This is a genomic window from Sporomusa sp. 246TCP1, assembly GCF_057319775.1.
Window position 1 is genome coordinate 1,603,840 of the sequence record NZ_CM170492.1, and the last position, 20,521, is coordinate 1,624,360.

The 20,521-nt window shown below is 43.5% G+C and carries 22 protein-coding genes and 1 other annotated feature; of the genes, 19 read left to right on the forward strand and 3 right to left on the reverse strand.

The genetic code is table 11. The features are described 5' to 3' along the window. Positions 1-76: 76 nt before the first annotated feature. The gene (locus AC1ECB_RS08010) at positions 77-1,240 is read left to right on the forward strand and encodes a hypothetical protein (protein ID WP_485668208.1); all 1,164 of its coding nucleotides are present in this window, start codon (positions 77-79) and stop codon (positions 1,238-1,240) included. 149 nt (positions 1,241-1,389) lie between these two features. Here AC1ECB_RS08010 and aroF (AC1ECB_RS08015) read toward each other — a convergent pair whose 3' ends face one another. Then, the gene (gene aroF, locus AC1ECB_RS08015) at positions 1,390-2,403 is read right to left on the reverse strand and encodes a 3-deoxy-7-phosphoheptulonate synthase (protein ID WP_485668209.1); all 1,014 of its coding nucleotides are present in this window, start codon (positions 2,401-2,403) and stop codon (positions 1,390-1,392) included. A gap of 485 nt (positions 2,404-2,888) precedes the next feature. Here aroF (AC1ECB_RS08015) and nth point away from each other — a divergent pair, with 485 nt between their 5' ends. From nth to AC1ECB_RS08070, 11 genes are all read left to right on the forward strand, one after another. Next, positions 2,889-3,527 (forward strand): endonuclease III, encoded by a 639-nt coding sequence (gene nth / locus AC1ECB_RS08020; protein ID WP_485668210.1) that lies wholly within the window; start codon positions 2,889-2,891, stop codon positions 3,525-3,527. Between the two features lie 60 nt (positions 3,528-3,587). Further along, positions 3,588-4,040: an N-acetyltransferase gene (locus AC1ECB_RS08025; RefSeq protein WP_485668211.1), complete on the forward strand. Its 453-nt coding sequence runs from the start codon at positions 3,588-3,590 to the stop codon at positions 4,038-4,040. 285 nt (positions 4,041-4,325) lie between these two features. Then, positions 4,326-4,814, forward strand: coding sequence for a molybdopterin-guanine dinucleotide biosynthesis protein B (mobB, locus tag AC1ECB_RS08030; protein WP_485668212.1), 489 nt, complete (start codon positions 4,326-4,328; stop codon positions 4,812-4,814). Between the two features lie 20 nt (positions 4,815-4,834). Further along, positions 4,835-5,815 (forward strand): GTP 3',8-cyclase MoaA, encoded by a 981-nt coding sequence (gene moaA / locus AC1ECB_RS08035; RefSeq protein ID WP_485668213.1) that lies wholly within the window; start codon positions 4,835-4,837, stop codon positions 5,813-5,815. A 42-nt stretch (positions 5,816-5,857) separates the two neighbouring features. After that, complete coding sequence (moaC, locus tag AC1ECB_RS08040) at positions 5,858-6,337, forward strand: cyclic pyranopterin monophosphate synthase MoaC (protein ID WP_485668214.1); 480 nt, start codon at positions 5,858-5,860, stop codon at positions 6,335-6,337. Between the two features lie 3 nt (positions 6,338-6,340). Beyond that, on the forward strand, positions 6,341-6,781 hold the full coding sequence (locus AC1ECB_RS08045; protein ID WP_485668215.1) for an MOSC domain-containing protein: 441 nt from the start codon (positions 6,341-6,343) through the stop codon (positions 6,779-6,781). Continuing rightward, a complete protein-coding gene (locus tag AC1ECB_RS08050) occupies positions 6,774-7,262 on the forward strand; it encodes a MogA/MoaB family molybdenum cofactor biosynthesis protein (RefSeq protein ID WP_485668216.1) in 489 nt (162 codons plus the stop codon). Before AC1ECB_RS08045 ends, AC1ECB_RS08050 begins: the two co-directional genes overlap by 8 nt. A 27-nt stretch (positions 7,263-7,289) precedes the next feature. Then, positions 7,290-8,921: a putative manganese-dependent inorganic diphosphatase gene (locus tag AC1ECB_RS08055; RefSeq protein ID WP_485668217.1), complete on the forward strand. Its 1,632-nt coding sequence runs from the start codon at positions 7,290-7,292 to the stop codon at positions 8,919-8,921. 73 nt (positions 8,922-8,994) lie between these two features. Then, positions 8,995-9,252, forward strand: a complete 258-nt coding sequence (locus AC1ECB_RS08060) for a TIGR03905 family TSCPD domain-containing protein (RefSeq protein WP_485668218.1) — start codon at positions 8,995-8,997, stop codon at positions 9,250-9,252. Positions 9,253-9,307: 55 nt separating this feature from the next. Next, positions 9,308-9,558 (forward strand) — a binding site (T-box leader). A gap of 48 nt (positions 9,559-9,606) precedes the next feature. Then, positions 9,607-10,623, forward strand: coding sequence for a 3-deoxy-7-phosphoheptulonate synthase (gene aroF / locus AC1ECB_RS08065; RefSeq protein WP_485668219.1), 1,017 nt, complete (start codon positions 9,607-9,609; stop codon positions 10,621-10,623). Continuing rightward, positions 10,620-11,531 (forward strand): prephenate dehydrogenase, encoded by a 912-nt coding sequence (locus tag AC1ECB_RS08070; protein WP_485668220.1) that lies wholly within the window; start codon positions 10,620-10,622, stop codon positions 11,529-11,531. The genes aroF (AC1ECB_RS08065) and AC1ECB_RS08070 overlap by 4 nt, the downstream gene beginning before the upstream one ends. Here AC1ECB_RS08070 and AC1ECB_RS08075 read toward each other — a convergent pair. After that, complete coding sequence (locus AC1ECB_RS08075; protein ID WP_485668221.1) at positions 11,497-13,122, reverse strand: SGNH/GDSL hydrolase family protein; 1,626 nt, start codon at positions 13,120-13,122, stop codon at positions 11,497-11,499. The two genes, AC1ECB_RS08070 and AC1ECB_RS08075, sit on opposite strands and share 35 nt — an antisense overlap. Before the next feature lie 131 nt (positions 13,123-13,253). Between AC1ECB_RS08075 and AC1ECB_RS08080 the strand changes: the two genes are divergently transcribed. Both AC1ECB_RS08080 and AC1ECB_RS08085 read left to right on the forward strand, forming a co-directional pair. After that, on the forward strand, positions 13,254-13,892 hold the full coding sequence (locus tag AC1ECB_RS08080) for a DedA family protein (RefSeq protein WP_485668222.1): 639 nt from the start codon (positions 13,254-13,256) through the stop codon (positions 13,890-13,892). A 49-nt stretch (positions 13,893-13,941) separates the two neighbouring features. Further along, positions 13,942-15,564, forward strand: coding sequence for a putative polysaccharide biosynthesis protein (locus AC1ECB_RS08085; protein ID WP_485668223.1), 1,623 nt, complete (start codon positions 13,942-13,944; stop codon positions 15,562-15,564). A 49-nt stretch (positions 15,565-15,613) separates the two neighbouring features. Here AC1ECB_RS08085 and AC1ECB_RS08090 read toward each other — a convergent pair whose 3' ends face one another. Beyond that, positions 15,614-16,711: a PRK06851 family protein gene (locus AC1ECB_RS08090; protein ID WP_485668224.1), complete on the reverse strand. Its 1,098-nt coding sequence runs from the start codon at positions 16,709-16,711 to the stop codon at positions 15,614-15,616. A gap of 159 nt (positions 16,712-16,870) precedes the next feature. Here AC1ECB_RS08090 and AC1ECB_RS08095 point away from each other — a divergent pair, with 159 nt between their 5' ends. From AC1ECB_RS08095 to murB, 5 genes are all read left to right on the forward strand, one after another. Beyond that, entirely contained in the window at positions 16,871-17,770 is a 900-nt protein-coding gene (locus tag AC1ECB_RS08095) for a DMT family transporter (protein WP_485668225.1), read from the forward strand. Between the two features lie 61 nt (positions 17,771-17,831). Beyond that, entirely contained in the window at positions 17,832-18,290 is a 459-nt protein-coding gene (trmL, locus tag AC1ECB_RS08100; RefSeq protein WP_485668226.1) for a tRNA (uridine(34)/cytosine(34)/5-carboxymethylaminomethyluridine(34)-2'-O)-methyltransferase TrmL, read from the forward strand. A gap of 24 nt (positions 18,291-18,314) precedes the next feature. Then, positions 18,315-19,178 carry a TIM barrel protein gene (locus tag AC1ECB_RS08105; RefSeq protein WP_485668227.1) on the forward strand — a complete coding sequence of 288 codons (864 nt, stop codon included), beginning with the start codon at positions 18,315-18,317 and terminating at the stop codon, positions 19,176-19,178. Between the two features lie 54 nt (positions 19,179-19,232). Then, positions 19,233-19,583: a YlbF/YmcA family competence regulator gene (locus AC1ECB_RS08110; protein ID WP_485668228.1), complete on the forward strand. Its 351-nt coding sequence runs from the start codon at positions 19,233-19,235 to the stop codon at positions 19,581-19,583. A 1-nt stretch (position 19,584) separates the two neighbouring features. Then, on the forward strand, positions 19,585-20,508 hold the full coding sequence (gene murB, locus AC1ECB_RS08115; RefSeq protein WP_485669299.1) for a UDP-N-acetylmuramate dehydrogenase: 924 nt from the start codon (positions 19,585-19,587) through the stop codon (positions 20,506-20,508). The last annotated feature ends 13 nt before the right edge of the window (positions 20,509-20,521 follow it).

The following is a 20,521-nucleotide window of genomic DNA, read 5'->3' on the forward strand; positions in this document are numbered from 1 at the left end:
ATGAGAGCATGCTTTGCTATATTCCCGGTCAGAATGAAGTTCGCATTTTCTCAACGAATGAACTTGGGGGACTTATATGACTACCGATTTTGAAAAGCAAATTATCGAATTTATGCGACACGAAAATAAACAACTTCTTATTTTGGATGAGCATGATAAACTATTGTTTTGTCTGCATAGATTGGGCAACATGATGACGGGTCGAGTGGACATAATGTTTTGTAACAGCTTTATTACGGAGGCCATTCAGCTTTTGATAAACTCTATCTTTCTTTATGAAGACGGCAATTTTGATTGTGCATTTTATTCAATTAGGCAAGCAGCGGAAATTACAAACAATATGCTATATCTTTCTAATAAAGGAAAGCCAGAGCTAAATAAATGGAATAGTAAAGATTATTTCCCTATGAATACAAAAATTATAGAGCAGTTAGGAAAGATCGATACTAATTATTCCGAAGTTAAGGCTGTGTTGTCGGATTTTTTTAAAGAACATGATAAGCTTATAAAATTTTCCCATAAAATTATACACAAACAAGGATTTGATACATTTTACTCATTTAGAAGAATACATCAGTATTCAAAGAAATTTGATAAAGAGGAAGAAACACGATTTTATCTTAAACTATTAAAAAGCTGTATTGGAAAGGTCATAATCCTTTTTATTGTTTTAGAACCTCTTAGCCTTGTTCTCGCAGATGAAGATCTTTCAGCTAGATTTAATTTTGATGCTATTACAGAAGCAGTAGATGTGGAATTTTTTCAAACATATTTGTCAGAGGATATTATTGGAAAAATTAAAAGTACTTGCTTTTTCAAAGAATTTAGCAGTCATTTTGCCATAAAAGAAAAAATGATTCCGTCAGTCTTTGATGTTGTAAGAAACAATGCTTTCCATATTGAGGCACTTGATGAAATAGAAACGCAGAAACACTTGCTTGGTTCCTATGAACAAGTAATTTTGGAAATGCTACAGGCAGGAATAAAGCTAAGTCACATTTATCCTGATTGTAGCATATTGGGCTATTTTACATCCATATCAAGCAATTATCATACGCCAAGTTGGCATTCAAGCGAATATGAAATGTATTTAGAACATAAAGAAATATTTAATGAGCCATATCATAACATATTCAGAAGCGTTGTGAAGTTATTTGAAAACAACTGGATTTTAGAACATAATAAAGTGTTGTCTGATGAGGATATTTTAATTGTCAAAAGAATAGCAAGCAAATATTAAGAGATATGGGGGAATTTTGGGTGGATTTGCAAGGTCGCGGATAACTCCACCTGAACCGACGCCGCCTGTAGAGGCGGTAATCTTGACTCGCGTACTAAGATAAATAAAAAACGAGCTAAGTTCCATAGCTAGAAACTTAGCTCATTTTTCTAAACAGTACGATTATCAATGCGGGCGATTTCCCGCAGGGAATTCATAAGGGCGGCAAATCGTTCAGGTTTTATAGATTGCTGGCCGTCGCATTTGGCATTGCTTGGATCTTGGTGAACCTCAATGATGACCCCGTCAGCGCCTACGGCTACAGCGGCTTTAGACAGGGATTCCACCATCCACCACAGTCCGGCCGCATGACTGGGGTCAACAATGACCGGCAAATGACTGAGCTTTTTGATAGCCAGTACGGCACTGAGATCAAGAGTATTACGAGTATAGGTTTCAAAAGTACGGATGCCGCGTTCGCATAAGATTACATTTTCGTTGCCGCCAGCCAGAATATATTCGGCAGACATTAAAAGTTCTTCGATAGTTGCACTTAAACCCCGTTTGAGCAAGATGGGTTTAGTAAGTTGACCGGCTGCTTTTAAAAGATCGAAATTTTGCATATTGCGGGCGCCAATTTGGATAACATCAATATCCTCGTGATATTGTTCCAACTGAGATATCGACATAATCTCAGTAACAATGGGCAGACCAGTTGCTTGTTTGGCTTGTTTTAACAGCTCAAGTCCCTCAGCCTGCATCCCCTGGAAGCTATATGGTGAAGAACGTGGTTTGAAGGCACCGCCTCGCAGAAAGCCAGCTCCAGCGGCTTTAACATCCTGTGCGATACCGACAATTTGTTCGCGGCTTTCAACAGAGCAGGGTCCGGCAATGATGGCCAGCTTGTTGCCGCCGATTGTTTGTGAGCCAACATTGATTACGGTGTTTTCAGGATGAAAGGTCCGGTTGGCCTTTTTGTAGGGTTCTTGTACGGACAGTACTTTTTCGACATACATTTTACTCAGTAAATAGTCGCGGTCAAGCTTACCGGTATCACCTACAATACCCAAAATCGTCTGAAATTGGCCATAAGTAGGCCAAACACTGCAACCGTAAGTTTCTAACTCCTGTTTTAGCTTTTCAATTTGCTCGGGTGTAGCCGAAGCATTTAATACAATAATCATGAATAGCGCCTCCTGTAAGTTTTTAGATTTTAAAACAAAAAAACCTAAGACTCAATGAGCCTTAGGTTTTGCTTTCGCAACATTGCTAATTAATTGTAAGGACTCATAGGCAAACTCCGTATTAAGTTGTTCCACATAAATAAGCCTGCGCCAAAAAAGATGGCCCAAGCAAAAAAATAAAAGTATTGGTTTGTATATAAATTAATATTGGTTATCATAATATATCACCTAATGTGTAGTATTTAAATCATGTATTCATTATAGCAGACGATAAGGCGGTGTCAAGCATGTTTAATTATATTAATAAAATTTAATGTTAATGTAAATAAGGTACTAAAAGAATGATATATATGTACGTAGTTATTTCCTGTATGGGAAAGCTAGCCAGTGTATCAACGTCCGTAACCGAAACAAATTGACGCAGCCATAATTTACTTATATACTTTACCTTAATGCAGTAACTTTCTTAAATTGGGGGCAAAGATGTGCGTATTACCAGGGCCATTAAGCAGCAAATGCTGGAGTTGTTGGAAGAGCATTATAAAAATACGACCACAGCGCTGCAGTATACAGCGCCATTTGAGTTTTTGATTGCTGTAATTCTATCTGCACAGTGTACTGATACCAGAGTAAACATTATTACAGCGCGAATGTTTCCTCATTACAATACGACGGAAAAAATTCTTAAATTAGGCCAAAATGGACTTGAAAAAGAAATTAGGGATTGTGGTCTTTTTCGGAGTAAAGCGAAAAATATTCTAGCTACTTGCGAAGTTTTGTGCCGGGAATTTGACGGACAAGTACCGAATACATTCGATGAATTAATTAAATTACCGGGGGTGGGCCGTAAAACGGCTAATGTCGTGCTAAGTCAATTGTTTGGCGTTCCGGCGATTGCTGTGGATACCCATGTATTTCGTGTGTCAAACCGCCTCAAATTGGCAACTGGTGAGACGCCGCTCACAGTGGAACAGGAACTTATGCGGGCAATACCTAAGGAAAAATGGAGCGACGCTCATCACTGGTTAATCTGGCATGGTCGCAAGATTTGTAAGGCAACCAGCCCAGCCTGTACCGTTTGCCCACTCAATCATCTATGTCCGAGTAGTAAAATTAAAATCTGATGAATCTTGTATAAATATTATCCTGGATGTATAATGATACAAAAAATTGGGGGAATGAATATGATTTTTCGTAAGGCGAAATTTAGTGATGTGGAAGACATCCTTAAATTAATTAATGATTATGCTGAACAGGGGTTGATGCTGGCGCGGGCACGCAATACCCTGTATGAAGGTCTGCGGGAATTCATCCTGGCTGAAGAAGATGGGCAAATCATTGGTGTTGCCGCGTTGCATTTGATATGGGATGAACTGGCTGAGATACGGGCACTGGCTATCCATCCTAGCAAGATAAAGACCGGGGTAGGTACTAAAATTGTTGAAATATTAACAGAAGAGGCTAGAGAACTAGGTATTAAAACCTTGTTTGCTTTAACCTACCAACCGGGTTTTTTTGCCAAATTGGATTTTGAAGAAGTGCCAAAAGAGAACGTGCCTCATAAGATGTGGAAAGAATGTATTAATTGTCCTAAATTCCCTAATTGTGATGAGATTGCTATGGTTAAAAAATTATAAAAAAGCGGTCCGTGTCAATGAAAATTTGCCACGGACGTTTTTTGTATATATATTTAGTAAATATGGTCATACTTTGTCTAGGGTTTCTAATTAGGTAGAGGAATATGCAATATTTCCACTTTTTTCCTTTGTGATAAACGCTGTTATTGTGAGAAAAATTTGTAAATAATAATTTTTGAGGAAGGTTAATTGGGTCAGATGAAGAACTTTTCATAATATAGAGTAATTGATCGGTTTTTGCTGATAATCAAGTTGCTTTAAGAATCACCTTTTAAGGAGAGAATAATGATACCGATAATATCTGTAGTAGGGCGATCAAATAGCGGAAAAACAACATATTTGGAAAAATTAGTTACTGAATGCAAGCGGCGAGACTATAAAGTTGCAGTTATTAAGCATCATCACAATGACTTTGAGATAGATAAGCCAGGCAAAGATACCTGGCGGCATGCAGAAGCTGGTGCTGATGTAGTGTGTATAGCTTCACCACATAAAATGGCCATGATAAAAAAGACTGACCAAGAACTGTCGCTTGACCAAGTGGCTAGTTACATAGACAGTGTGGATATTATTTTTACCGAAGGTTATAAGCAGGAAACAAAGTGTAAAATTGAAGTATATCGTCAAGGGAACATTAATGCTCCGCTTGGCGTGAAACCGGAACTTTTGGCCGTGGTTTCGGATACTGTTGTATATGAGACAATACCACATTTTGCGCTTGATGATCCTGCCGCTATGGCCGATTTTCTAGAAGTAAAGGTATTAAATAAGTAAACAGCAAAGGCGTGAGTGGTATGTTTGACAGCTATAACCGACAAATCCAATATTTGCGGGTTTCTGTGACTGACCGATGTAATTTTCGTTGCGTTTATTGTATGCCGGCACAGGGTGTAAAAATGCTCAGCCATGACGAAATTCTGTCATATGAAGAATTTTTACGGATTATACGAATTCTTAGCAATCATGGAGTAAGGAAGATCCGTTTGACCGGTGGCGAACCGCTTATTCGTAAAGGTATTGTTGAATTTATCCGCGACATTACCGCATTACAAACCATTACAGATATATCAATGACGACGAACGGCAGTCTGTTGGCAGCTATGGCAGGAAAGTTAAAAGCAGCCGGTTTGACACGCGTTAACATTAGTCTTGACACTATTAATCCCAAACTATTTCGGCAAATTACCCGCGGCGGTGATCTTACCCAGACACTCCAGGGGATTGAAGCCGCTTTGGCGGTGGGACTGACGCCGGTTAAACTAAATATTGTACTTACGAATATGATTACTGAACAGGATATTGCTTATTTTGTTGATATTATACACCGTGAGCCGGTATCGGTCAGGTTCATCGAATACATGCCGATAGGCGAAAGCGCGACTGGTCCTGGACCGAGTATTGAAGAGATTAAGACTATGATTAATAGTTTTGGGCGGGGAAAGCTAAAGCCCACTATTGATATTTGCGGCAATGGTCCGGCGAAATACTATAATTTGCCACAGGCCAAAGGATCATTTGGTTTCATTACCCCGATTTCTGAACATTTTTGTAGTGTATGCAACCGGGTCCGCCTGACTGCTGACGGAAAGTTCAAGCCTTGTCTATTGTCTAATCAGGAGATTGATGTTAAGACTGCTCTGCGCAATGGTGCCAGTGACGATGAAATTGCCGAACTTTTTTATCAGACTATTGCTAAAAAGCCGCAGGGCCATACCTTAACAAACCCGGATGAACCAACACAGTTTTTTCGGAAAATGTCGCAAATTGGTGGATGAGTTAAATAGATAAAAGATATTTTACTAATGGTGGAGGTAGTCATGGAAGAATTAACACACTTTAATCACGCCGGTAAGGCGCTTATGGTAGATGTAACTGTTAAAGATGAGACCAAACGGGAAGCTGTGGCTGAAGGCCGGATTACTATGAAGCCAACTACTCTTGCGCTAGTGAAACAAGGTGCTATGGGCAAAGGTGATGTTTTAGGAGTAGCTCAAGTAGGAGGGATAATGGGTGCCAAGCGGACATGGGATTTAATTCCCATGTGTCACCCGCTTTTGCTGACTGGCGTTAACCTTGAATTTACCATTGAAGACGCAGCCAATGCTATTAATATTAAGGCGATAGTAAAAACCACCGGCAAGACTGGGGTGGAAATGGAAGCTTTGACAGCCGTGTCAGTAGCTGCCTTGACGATCTATGATATGTGCAAAGCAGTAGATAAGGCGATGACTATTGAATATGTCCGGCTACGTGCTAAGTCAGGCGGTAAAAGCGGCAATTTTGTAAGGGAGGACTAAACCATGCAGGGAAAGATTGTAGCAGTTTCCACCAGCGAAAATAAAGGCGAACGCAAGAAAAATGTCGGGGAGGCTAATCTTTTATTCGGACTTGGTTTGGAAGGAGATGCCCATGCCGGGTTCCAGCACCGCCAGGTTAGTCTTTTAGCTATAGAAAGCATTGAAAAAATGCGGCAAAAAGGGCTGGATGTTCATCCGGGAGACTTTGCTGAAAATTTGACGACTGAGGGAATTAATTTACCAGCGTTGCCTATTGGGACGAAATTAAAGATTGGTGATGTACTAATGGAAGTCAGTCAAATTGGTAAAGAGTGTCACAACCGCTGTAATATCTACTACCAGGCTGGTGATTGTGTTATGCCTAAAGAAGGCATATTTGCGATCGTAGTGACTGGCGGACGGGTAGCTAAGGGTGACACAATTGAGGTGATCGAAAATGTATAGTATTGGCATTATCACAGCCAGTGATAAAGGTTCACGCGGTGAACGCGAGGATTTGAGCGGTAAGGTTATTGCGGAGACACTGGCCGAGCTTGGCGAGGTAAAGCAGTATGTAATTGTTCCTGATGAGCGTGAGGTTCTTAGTCAGGCTATGATTAACATGGCTGACAATGTAAAAATAGATATCATTCTTACTACCGGTGGCACTGGGCTTGGGCCCCGGGATGTAACGCCAGAAGCTACTTTGGCAGTAATTGACAGACAAGTTCCTGGTATTCCGGAAGTTATGCGGGCTAAGTCGCTGGAAAAAACTTCACGGGCTATGTTGTCACGGGCGGTAGCTGGGTTACGTGGCAGAACGCTCATTATCAATCTTCCTGGTAGTCCCAAGGGGGTACGCGAATGTTTGGAAGTTATTTTGCCAGCACTTGATCATGGCTTAGCCATTATGAAAGGGGAAGCTGGTGAATGTGCCAGACCTTAATACATTGATTGAGGAGTTGAGAAGAGCTTGCCCAAACCAATTTATATTATTGGTCATCGCAACCCTGATACGGATTCTATTTGCTCAGCAGTTGCGTATGCGAATCTAAAAACAGCCTTGGGCGAGCACGTAGTTCCGGCACGGGCGGGAAAGATTAATGCCGAGACCAAATATGTGTTAGAATTTTTTGGTGTTCAGCCGCCACAACTTATTTTAGACATATATCCCAGGGCCAAGGATGTAATGCATGAAAACATTATAACAATTCATCCCTGGAATACCTTGCGGAAGCTTGGTCAGCTTATTCAGTCCCATAATCTGAAATCCATTCCTGTTGTTGAAAATGACGGCAAGCTAGTAGGAATAGTCACAGTTAGCGATTTGGCTGAACGGTATGTCAGTGAACTGGGTATGCAGGATTTACGGGAAACGGGTGTTAACTATGCGGGAATTTTACGCTGCCTTAATGGCACACTTGTGTGTGGTGGGGAATTGTCACGGATCATTGAGGGGCGTGTGAAAATTGCTGCATCTCATACCCAGACGATGACTAAAGTCATTAAGCCTGGTGATATCGTTCTGGTAGGCAATCGTACCAAGGCTCAACTGGCTTGTATTGAGGTTGGTGTATCCTGCCTAATTGTCACCGGTGATTTTGAGGTTGCACCTGAGGTGGAAACTGCAGCTCAGGCGGCAGGCACCTATATCATTAGAGCACCGCATGATACTTATACCTGTGCACGCTTGATCAACCAGAGTATTCCGGTGCGGAACATCATGAAAACTAATGTTGCTTCTTTTAAACCTGAGGACCTGGTCTCTGATATAAAAAATAGTATTATTCGTACCGGCTACCGCAATTATCCAGTTGTCCAGGCAGGAAACCTGGTGGGGCTTATTGATCGGGACCGGTTGATTGTGCCTGAGCGTGATCAGGTTATTTTGGTTGACCATAATGAACGTTCACAAGCAGTAGACGGAATAGAAGAAGCCAAAATTGTTGAAATTATTGACCATCACCGGTTGGGCGGACTAGAGACCAGTGAACCAATATTTATCAGGCATGAACCGGTAGGGTCGACAGCTACTATTGTGACCAATATGCACTGGCAGCGCAGTGTACCAATACCTAAGTCGATTGCCGGTTTGTTATTAGCTGCCATCATTTCTGATACCGTTCTTTTTAAATCACCTACAGCAACGAAAAAAGACTGTGATACGGCCAATAAACTAGCCCAAATTGTTGGGCTTACTATTCAGGATTTTGGTATGACGATGCTGAAAGCTGGTTCAGTCATTGATAAGCTGACACCGGCTGATATTGTGACTGCCGATTTGAAGGAATTTCAGATTGACGAGTATTATGTTGCCATAAGTCAACTCTCAGTTATGGATCCGGAAGGTGTGCTTCAGCAACAAAGTCAACTGGAAGCTGCATTACAGGCCCTTTGCAATAAAGAGCCGTATAATATGGCAATATTGCTTATTACGGGCATAGTAGATGAGGCAACATATTTGCTCTATTACGGGCAGCCGGCAGGACTGATAGCCGCCGCTTTTGGCGAAGGACGTCCAGATGGTACCTGGTATTTGCCTGGCGTTATGTCACGTAAAAAACAGGTTGTACCGCCCTTGATTGATGCTGCCCGCCGGGCATAAAAAATTAATGTCAACACACAGGTTGTATGCTATAATGTTTCCATAATCCATAGGTAGGAAGGAAGAGCGGAACATGAATACTTACATACCCAGCGGTGTGTGTTCAAAAAAGATTGAGTTCCTGGTAGAAGACAATATCGTAAAGGAAATTTATTTTCAATCAGGCTGCCCTGGTAATTTACAGGGCGTAAGCCGGCTGGCAGAAGGAATGACAGTCGATGCGGTTATTACTAAATTAAAAGGGATAAGATGTGGCGCTAAAGCAACTTCTTGTCCTGACCAGCTGGCTCAGGCGCTAATGCAGTTAACGAACCAAAAAACTTTAGAATAACTAAAGCTATTGACAGAAATTTTGATGTGTGATATATTCATTGGCAACAGCATATATAAATGCAATGAACGGGATAAGTAAATTGGCTGCGCTATTATCAGAGAGCCGGGGGGTGGTGTGACCCGGTAGGCGTGCTTATTGAAATACACCTGTGAGCAGCAGGTTGAACGGATAGATTCCAAGTAGACCGCGCCGGATGTCACCGTTATCAGAGGCTAGGGTATCGGAATGTCCTGTACCTGAAAAGAGTGGCTTGCTATTTTTAAGCAAGCAGGGTGGTACCGCGAGTAAAGTCTCGTCCCTGTTAAGGGATGGGGCTTTTTTTATTTTCGAAAATTTTAGGAGGAGATAACTATGATTATTGTAATGAGCCCGGCAGCTACTCAAAAAGAGATTGACAACGTGGTTGCCCGGGTAATGGACGCTGGATTAAGAGTACATTTGTCAGAAGGAAAATTACGTACAATTATTGGCCTGATTGGTGAAAAAAAATTAATGGCTCAACTACCTTTGGAGGCCATGGCTGGTGTAGAGAAGGCGATATCTGTTACTGCCGGTTATAAGCTGGTCAGCCGGGAAGTCAAGAGCGAAGATACAGTGATTAATATTGGCGGGGTACTTGTTGGCGGTACTAATCTGATAGTGATGGCAGGTCCCTGTGCAGTGGAAAGCAGAGAGCAATTGCTGGAATCAGCAAAAATTGTTAAAGCAGCTGGTGCTCAGTTTTTGCGAGGGGGTGCCTACAAGCCGCGGACTTCACCATATTCTTTTCAGGGGCTTGAAGAAAAGGGGCTGGAAATGTTGGCCGAGGCCCGGGAGGTGACTGGGCTAAAAATAGTAACCGAGGTTGTCGATATCCAATCCGTAGCGGTGGTAAGTGCCTATGCCGATGTATTACAAATCGGTGCCCGCAATATGCAAAACTTTCAACTGCTAAAGGCAGTAGGAAAAAGCGGTATGCCTGTGCTGTTAAAACGTGGGATGGCGGCAACTATCAATGAGTGGCTGCATGCTGCCGAGTATATATTGAGTGAAGGCAATTTTAATGTTATGTTTTGCGAACGTGGTATCCGGACATTTGAGGATTATACCCGCAACACGTTGGATTTGAGTGCGGTAGCAGCACTTAAACAATTGAGTCATCTGCCGGTGATTGTCGATCCCAGTCATGGCACAGGCGTATGGAAACTGGTTAAACCTATGGCTAAAGCAGCCGTGGCAGGCGGGGCTGACGGTTTAATGATTGAGGTTCATCCTAACCCGGCAGAGGCCTTGTCTGATGGCAGCCAGTCGCTGACTCCTGTTAATTTCCAAGCTCTGATGAATGAAGTGGGTATTATTGCTACAGCAGTTGGCAGGAAAATGGCATGAAGCCAGCAATTAAGCGGATTGCAATCATCGGTATGGGGTTAATTGGCGGTTCGCTCGGTTTGGCCATCAAAGCCTCCCAAGGGGAGAAGGTTGAAGTTACGGGCATTGACACGAACGAATTGTCAATGCTCAAAGCCAAACAATGCGGCGCTGCTGACCGGATTACTGCTGATTATAAAACCGGTATAACGAGTGCCGATATGATTTTTGTATGTACGCCTGTGCTGCAAATAGCGACGCTCATAAAAGAAATAGCACCCTATCTAAAACCAGGTGCTATTTTGACAGACACAGGCAGTACTAAAACCTATCTAATACAAGAAATTGCGGCAGTATTACCGCAGGGTGTTCATTATGTTCCCGGTCATCCCATGGCCGGGCGTGAAAAAAGTGGCATTGAAGCTGCCGTTGACACACTTTTTTATGATAAGTGGTATATACTTACTCCTACAAGGGATGGGGACGCTGCAGCTGTAGAAGCAGTACGGCAGGTGGTTAACTGGACAGGGGCCAGAGTCACGGAAATGAATGCTGCCGAGCATGACTGGTGTACTGCTTTAATCAGTCATGTACCACATATTGGCGCTGCCGCGCTGGTAAACTTGCTTACGTATTTGCAAGACCAGGAAAACAGTATCAAACTGGCAGGCGGCGGTTTTCGGGATACAACACGCATTGCTTCTTCCAATGCTGATATGTGGGCTGATATTTGCATGACAAATGTTGAACCAATTGCCGACAGTTTAGATAAATTTAGTCAAATTGTCAGCCAGGTTGCGGCAGCGGTTCGTCAAGGCGACAGGGAAAGTATTCATAAATTTTTTTCTAATGCCAAACAGCGGCGAGATGAGTTATTACTACTGGAACAGGCTGCTAGCGAACAACCCTTGACCAATGAGCATTTATAATTTGTGCTATGAGTTTTTTGCCTTCAATATCCGGGTGTAAGCCGTCAATAGCCAAATAATCCGGAAGCTCACGGTTACTGTCAAGAAAGTGAGGTTCAAGGTCGATAAAGTAACGCTGCTGCCGGATAAATTGATTGACAGCATCAAACTCTTCCCGCCAATTGGTAACTGTTTCTTCATGGAAGACATCATTAATTGCATCCGGGTTGATTGGTGGCAAGGTTAAAAAGATAGGTCGAATGCCATTTGTCAGGCATTTATCACGAATACCTGTAAGCTCAGTAATGACTTGAGCAGCAGGGATACCGCCACGCAGGCTGTTGGTACCACCCAGAATTAGTAGATATTTCGGTTTGAAGGGTAATACATCCTGATCAAATCTTGCTAACATAGCTGCCGTAGTATCACCGCTTTTACCAAGATTGACAGCGGGAAAATTAAGATAGGTTTGATAACTGTAATCAAAATCGGCTGGTGAATAGGAGATTGCGCCGCCGCCGTGGGTAATACTGTCACCAAAGGTGGCTGCATAGTGTCCACGGCTCAAGTCAACGCTAAATTCAGCGGCGTCGGAATAGCCGCCGACCGGATTACCGGCGGCATCAATACCACGTACCCGCCAATAGTATTTTCCGGGAATAATACGAGGCTGGTCGTCATAACAGTCGTTTAAGCCGGTGACTGTTTGACTCCAAATACGGTATTGGGAGGGTTCAATGCCACCAGGGTTTTCCGGTGGTTGACGGGTAAGCTCAACTTCATGGCTTAAAGCTCCCAATACGGGTATCAGGGAATAGGCGGGATAGAGTGGTGCTGGTAGGCTGCTCGGTTTGTGCTCATTGACCAGCGGTCTGGTGACAGGGATTATATCGCGGTTAAGGTAAAGTTCAGTGGCATCAGAAAAAACGCCTAGGGGGTTGCCGTGATTATTTAGTGCGCGGACGCGCCAGAAGATACGGTTGCCATCATACCAGGATAAATCAGCATTATAGCCATTGGTAAACACCTCGCGGGTTAAGAGAACCTGTTTGTCAGATGAAAAAACATCGTTGGGGTTTTCCGGTGGTTCTGTTAAAAATTCGAGCTCATAGTATACCGCGCCTGATACTACCGTCCAGGTTAGCATTGGCCGGATAGAGGCTGGGGCATTGTCCGGGTAAAAGGAGGTGGGCTCTGGCTTTACATTGTTAAAGTCGGCGGCCATTCCATTGATGGTTTGTGTTAGGTTAATGTAGTCAGAGTATTTGCCTATCGGCTGATGAAACAGAGTTTGGGCTGATACGCGCCAGTAGGTGCGAAAAGGGAAATTTTCGTCAATTGGCATTTGACTTTTCCAAGTGCGATAGCTGGCAATTAGCTCTGTATCAGTGGCTTGCTCAGCGTCGTTGTCAGGAGGAACACTCAAAGCTTCTACCTTATAATAAGCAAAATAAGGTAATCGTTGCCATTGTAAAATATATTCATTGGACATATGATTAATTTCCAGCTGTGGTTTAAAACTTTTAAGGCCAACAGCTTCGGAGACCTCTAATACGTAAAGCAGGGAAATGGTTAGAGCCATAATAATAAAAAATCGTTTCAACGTGTACACCTGCCGAATCCTAATAGTATTTATAGAGTAGAAATATAAATATATATTACCACATTTTATTAGTAATACAAATCAGAAGGTAAACCGCTGTTCTTTTTTGAATAGCGGTTTTTGCAGTTTACTACTAAATCATGGTAGAATATGAAGCGAAGGAGGCGATTGTCGCGGAACAGGTTTTTCAAATTGTAATCGATTATATTGCTCTTTGGGGTTATACCGGGATTTTTATCGGCATGGCGCTGGAGAGTGCATGCATACCTGTCCCCAGTGAACTTATTTTTGGTTTTGCAGGGTATCTGGTATATCTTGACAGGCTGGAGTTTACTATGAGTGTTATTGCTGGGGTGTCAGGCGGATTGCTAGGCTCGATTGTTGCTTATTTGATTGGGTTTTACGGTGGACAACCTTTTGTTACTAAGTATGGGAAATACATGTTTTTGTCTAAAAAACATGTTGATACTGCGCAAAGATGGTTTGACCGCTATGGGCTGAAAGCAACTTTTTTCAGCCGGTTATTACCCATTGTCCGTACCTTTATTTCGCTGCCTGCCGGGTTTGCCAAAGTGAATCTAGGTAAATTTATGCTTTATACCGTGTTGGGTTCTCTTCCGTGGACAGTGGCTTTAATTTATGCCGGCGAAATGTTGGGCGAAAATTGGCGCGAGTTAAATACGATGGGTCATGAGGCTAGTCTGATAGTTGCAATTTTGCTTATCGCTGTTGCAGTATTCTACTTTTGGAAGAACAGGACACAGTCTGACCAAAATTAGTATACTGGACTGAAGACCGATTTTGGGGAAGGGATGAATAGCTCAGGATATGAAGCAACAGGAAATAATATGTAAGCCTAACCGTCTTCTTCAAGGAACTCTTGTGTTGACAGTTGCTGGTATTGTCGTAAAAGTTATTGGCTCGCTCAACTGGATCATTCTGTCGCGCGTGTTGGGTGGGGAAGGGATCGGCCTCTATCAAATGGCCTTTCCTATCTATCTATTGGCGCTTAGTCTGTCAACTGCCGGTATTCCGGTGGCTATTTCTGTTATTACCGCCGAAAAAGTTGCTTTTCAAGATTACCGGGGAGCTAACCGGGTTTTTTATTTGTCGCTGTCTATTCTTACAGTGACAGGCCTTGCTTTAAGTACGTTAGTTTATTTTGGTGCCGGTTGGTTAATTGAATATCAGGTCATTCGTGACCCACGGGCCTATTACGCATTACTGGCGTTGGCACCGGCTGTTTTTTTAGTTACGTTACTCTCCAGTTTCCGGGGTTATCTTCAGGGCTGGCAAAACATGACCCCCACTGCTGTGTCCCAAATTGTAGAACAGCTATTTCGCGTGGGAGCCATGCTGTTATTTGCTATTTGGCTGCTTCCCAGAGGTATTGAATATGCTGCTGGTGGTGCAAGTATGGGCGCTGGTGCCGGAGCAGCAGCCGGACTGTGTGTATTACTCTATTACTACTGGCGGCTACAGCGCAATTGCAAACGATTTCATGCAGGCCCAATAGAGCGGAAGCAGGAAGCTCCAGGCAGTATTGTGCGGCGCATTGTAGTCTTGGCATTGCCAGTCTCATTAGCCAGTATTATGCTGCCACTGGTGGCTAATTTAGATATGTTGATCGTTCCTGTCCGGCTGGAAGTAGCTGGGTATACTGTCGAGCAGGCTACTGAATTATATGGTTATTTGACAGGTATGGGGGTGCCGCTGGTTAACCTTGCAACCGTTATTACGGCAGCGCTGGCGACAAGCATTGTGCCTGCTGTGTCTGAGGCCAAGGCATTGGGAAATATCGGGCAAATTCGTGAACGGGCAGCTTCAGCTATGCGGCTTGGCAATATTGTGACAATTCCTGCTGTTGCGGGGCTGTGGGTGCTGGGAACCCCAATTGCGGCCTTTATATACCATGCGCCCCAGGCGGGGGAAGTAGTGCAAGTACTTTCTTTTGGTGTATACCTGTTAGGTATTCATCAGATAACAACAGGGGTTTTACAGGGGATGGGTTATACTGTTTTGCCGGTAATCAATATGGGTATTGCGGCTGCAGCCAAAGTCCTGTTAAATTGGAATCTGACGGCTATACCCAGTCTGGGGATACAAGGGGCTGGCTGGGCGACTAATGCCGATATTGGTGTTGCTGCATTACTAAATTTATATTTTGTTGCCAAATACACGGGTTTGTGCATGGACTGGCAGGAACTATGGAAATGTGTCCTTGCAGCCATTGTTATGGGGGCAAGTATTGATGTTATCTATCAATTCACGGTAGCAGGCGGAGTTAGTGCTGCTATTGCGACATTTGGGGTTATGTGTTTAGCGGCCGTCATTTACAGCGTTGTTCTACTACTGCTTGGTGGATTGACAGATCGTGATATTAGCAGAATCCCCTTCTTGGGTGCCAAATTATCGCAGCTATTAACGCGGCTGGGATTGCTAAGGGCCTAAGTTGAGAAATAAGTTGTGACTTACAGGGTTCAGCTTTGCTGAAACGGGTTCACTGCTCAGCTGCATAACCGGATATGCGTGCTAACGTTTTTACTCTGAGCACATCGACACCGTTAAAATTAATATTGGGTATATAGTAAGTCTCAAGTTCATCATGCAGCTTCTTAGCTTCATGGATATAAGCACCTGCTTTGCCAAAAAGCTCCCAGAAAGTCGTTCGGTCATAATCAGTTACCGGCTCTAACCGGAAGGTGATGTCTGTATCAAGGCAATCATTCATGTCAATGACAGCGGTAGCGTTGGTAAAACTTTGGTTATGCGGCGGGGTTGAGGTTATGAGGGCTGTATCCAGGGCAGGAATAAGGATGTGTTCTGGTTTAAGCGGGTCAAGCGGGCAGAAAAAGGCTTCAATATTGAGCCCCTTGGCTATGGCTGTATCGGCAACCTTAGCCAGCAGGGTTGCTTTACCGGTACCAGGCAAGCCGGTGATAATATAACGTTTTGCGAAGCCGGCACTGATAGAATCGATATAATTTACCGGGCCAATAGGTGTAATGGCTGAAGCAAAAAGTTTCCGCTGTTTGCCGTAACCAACAGTGGTTATATTACTAAAAATTGATTCGATAATACTTGCAGCTTTTTGGTTAGCCAGATTATAATTCATGGCTTCACAGTTGGCGGCTTCCCAATCGTCATAGACTGCCTTGGCACCCTTTAGCATACGATATGCACGCTGAAAGCGCCTGCTAATTTCTTTGGTATAGGCTATTATTTCAGTTTTGTTATGAATTAGCTTAGTTTCGTTCCAATATTCGCCAAGGTTGAGAATTTCATCAACACAGCCAGGATGTTTAGGGTCAACAATATGAGGAGCAGTGCCATCAATTAAGGCAACTCTGAGCGCTGGTATGACCAACCCGTCAAGGGAATTAGGGTCACTGGAACAATGGTGATGTTCAACATCATAACCATGTTCAACAAGTGTCTGCCCAATCTTTTTCATAAAAGTGGATTTACCGACACCAGGCCCACCTTTTAGTAAAAAAATGCGTGTTGCATCAATGGGTATTACATAATCATAATAAGAAAAAAAGCCTTGGGGAGTATTGCCGCCAGGGAACAGATGTCTGATTTTTCCTTCAGCCATTTTTATCCTCCCTCTTTTGTTTATGATATTACCAGTGGTATTTCTCTACAATGTATGAGTTGTGTTGCGTGAGTATATCAAAAATCAGCTGCAAGGGGTAGGATTTTTGCTTTTGGTGTAGAATAGAGTTTACTTTGATCTTTTACTAAGGAGTTGTCCATGCGCAAAGAAGTGTACGGTTATTTGGCCGTTATTGCTGCTGCCTGTATGTGGGGTATTGGTGGTTCGGCAGCCAAAGCGTTATTTAACCAAAATATTACGCCCTTTCTGTTGGTGAAGATTCGTCTGACTTTGGCATTTTTATTAATGCTACTAGGACTTTTTGTTTACAATAGACGGCTGCTTGTTATTCCACGCCGGGAGATTGCGTATTTTGCGCTGCTGGGTACAGGGGGAATGGCACTGCTGCAGTTTTTTTATTTTTATACCATTAGCCTAACAAATGTAGCTACCGCTGTTTTTTTGCAGTATCTGGCACCCGTATTTATGGCTGTTTATGCTGTTGTATTCGAAAAAGAGCGGTTAGGTATAAGGCGTGGTATGGCTATTGTTTTAGCCACTTTCGGTGGTTTTTTGATTATGCTTAATGCCGGCGGCGGGGATTCGATTAGTGTGCTAGGGCTTACCAGCGGTTTATTAGCGGCTATGTCAATGGCATTTAGCACAGTATATGGCCGGCGGGCAGTACGAAGTTACCATCCACTGACGGCTGTAACCTATTCGTTTGGTTTTGCCGGCTTATTTTGGTGGCTGGTATCACCGGAAGCCTGGGGCCAGGGGACTATAACTGCTGAAAATTGGTGGCTCTTTGCTTATATTGCTGTATTTTCGACAGTGGTACCTTTTTTGTTGTATTTTTTCGGCATACGCTTCTTATCGCCGACCAATGTTGGTATTACCGCTTGTTTGGAACCGGTAATTGCTGCTGCTGTTGCCTATTTCTTTTTGAATGAGGTTATGGGCTTGCTGCAAATGCTGGGTGGGCTGCTTGTAGTACTGGCTGTTATTATGTTGCAAACCGGCAATGAGCACCGAAGCACCGAAGCACCGAAGCCCTGAAGCCCTGAAGCCCTGAAGCAGCGGCGAAAAAGACAGATATTGTATAATTGGAGTGATTTTGATGCATATTGTACTGGTAGAACCGGAGATTCCCGGCAATACAGGTAATATCGCAAGATTGTGTGCGGCCACTGGCTGCGAACTACATTTGGTAAAGCCATTAGGATTTTCTATTGAAGACCGCTATTTAAAACGGGCCGGGCTTGACTATTGGCATTTAGTCAAAGTGCATGTGTACGAGAATTTTGCCGAAGTAGTGAAGCTATATCAGGGACATAATTTTTATTTTAATACAACTAAAGCCAGTAAACGCCATAGTGATATTGCTTATCAGAGTGATGATTTGCTGGTATTTGGCAAAGAGACTGCCGGGTTGCCGCAGGAACTGCTGAATGCCAATCCAGATAACTGTATCCGCATTCCAATGATCGAAGATGCCAGATCGCTTAACTTGTCGAACGCGGTGGCTATTGCAGTATATGAAGCACTTAGGCAACAGGAGTTTCCGGGACTGAGGTAGCAAAGCCTTTAGGATGGTGATACGATGTTTGCACAATTTGGACCGGCAGGAAATCCAGATGCGTTTTATGAGTCTGGATATAAGGCTTCGGCCGACATGCCGGAATGGTTAGCAGGCCAGGAACTTAAGGCCTATGAGTATCAATGCAGTCGAGGGGTTACTATCAAGCAGCCTACGGCTGAATTGGTGGGACAGAAGGCCGCTCAATATGGCACTAAGCTTAGTATCCATGCGCCGTATTATATTAGTCTGGCTACTGAAGATGAGACTACTGCAAGTAACACGCAGCGGCACTTTTTGCGATCATTGGAAGTAGCCAAATGGATGGGAGCTGACCGGATTGTGTTTCATATTGGCGGCCCTGGTAAAGGTGCCGACAGGCGTCAGGCTATGGAGCGGGCCAAGCATTTGTTTGCCAAGGTTCTAGAGCAAGCTGAAGAGCAGGGCTTAACAGGTTCGCAACTGTTGGCAGAAACTATGGGTAAGCAAAATCAGCTGGGGTCGCTGGAAGAAGTACTTGAGCTATGTAAGCTGGATGAACGGGTCCGGCCGGCAGTTGATTTTGGTCATATGCATGCTGTGACAGGTGGTCTATACACGACAAGTGCAGAGTTTGCTGCTGTATTTGAAAAAATAGGCGAAGCACTGGGGGCTGAGGCGGCAAAAAATTTGCATATCCATTTCAGCCCTATTGAGTTTACCAGGGCGGGCGAAAAACGGCATTGGAGTTTTGGCGATCCTTATGGGCCGCCGTATGAACCGTTATTAACTGTCATCGCAGATCAAGGGTATACCCCCCGGATTATTTGCGAGTCAGCAGGTACCCAGGCTAAAGATGCCAAAACGATGCAGGATTATTATTTGGCAATGGTGAAGAAGGATTTTTAGTGTATACATGCTGAATATAACGCATAAAATAGATGGTGAACTGGAGGAATCTTCATGACTGTACATGATAAAGCTCACGAATTAGGGAGGACGCTGAGAAATTCTGAGGAGTATCAGGCCTTTTTAGCTGCCAAGAAAAATCTTGATAATGACACAACAAGCAAAACTATGGTGCACGATTTTTTTAAGAAAAAGCTGGCAGCTGAATATGATCTAATGGCTGGTAACCCGGAAAATAAAGAGAAATCTCAGGAACTCCAAAAAATGTATGAGCTTATTGTTCTAAATACTAAAGCTAGAGACTTTATTCACGCCCACATGCGTTTTCAGCAGCTTGCTGCAGATATCTATAAAATAATTGGCGATGCGGTCGCTGAAGGAATGGATTTATTTGGCAAAGAATGAGATGTTGGTTAGTAGAAATGTGGATTTTGCTGCCGAATTGAATAAAGCTATTCCCCCGGAAAGACTGCTAGTTAATGAAGCTATGTCTAAACACACTACTTTTCGCATCGGTGGTCCGGCTGATTATCTTGCACTGCCTGCTTCAGTTCAGGAGGTGGCTGCGATTTTACATATAACTAAACAGTTTGCCATACCTGTTACAGTGTTAGGTAATGGATCTAATGTATTGGTATTGGACCGGGGAATCCGTGGTTTGGTTTTGAAATTTGGTCTTGAGATGGGCTGTATCCGGCATAACGGTCATACTGTCGTTGCTGGTGCCGGTGCGCTTTTAGCAGCGGTATCCAAGTATGCTGCCCAACATGATCTGACAGGGTTTGAATTTGCTATTGGCATTCCAGGCAGTATTGGCGGTGCAGTTTTTATGAATGCCGGTGCCTACGAAGGTGAGATGAGCCAAGTGGTGCAGGCTGTCACGGCAGTATGTGCGGGCGGCGAGTTAAAGCGGTTTGCAGGGGAAGAACTAAAGTTTGGTTATCGTCATAGTGTATTCCAGGAAAATGGCTGTCTTATTTGTGAAGTAGAACTGGCGCTCTCAAATGGTGTAAATAACTTGATTCGCGTACGACTTGACGACTACACAGCTAAGCGTCAAACCAAACAACCAATTGAAATGCCAAGTGCGGGCAGTACCTTTAAACGTCCTAATGGTCATTTTGCGGGTACGTTAATTGAAAAAGCCGGACTGAAAGGAACTAGTGTCGGTGGTGCGCAGGTTTCTACAAAGCATGCAGGTTTTATTATTAATGCCGGAGGTGCAACTGCTCAGGATGTGCTGGCTTTAATCAACAAGGTTCAGGATAGTGTTTATAAGCAGTTTGGCGTTTCTCTCCATCCTGAAGTACGGATATTGGGCGAAGCGTAACTACCATATAATT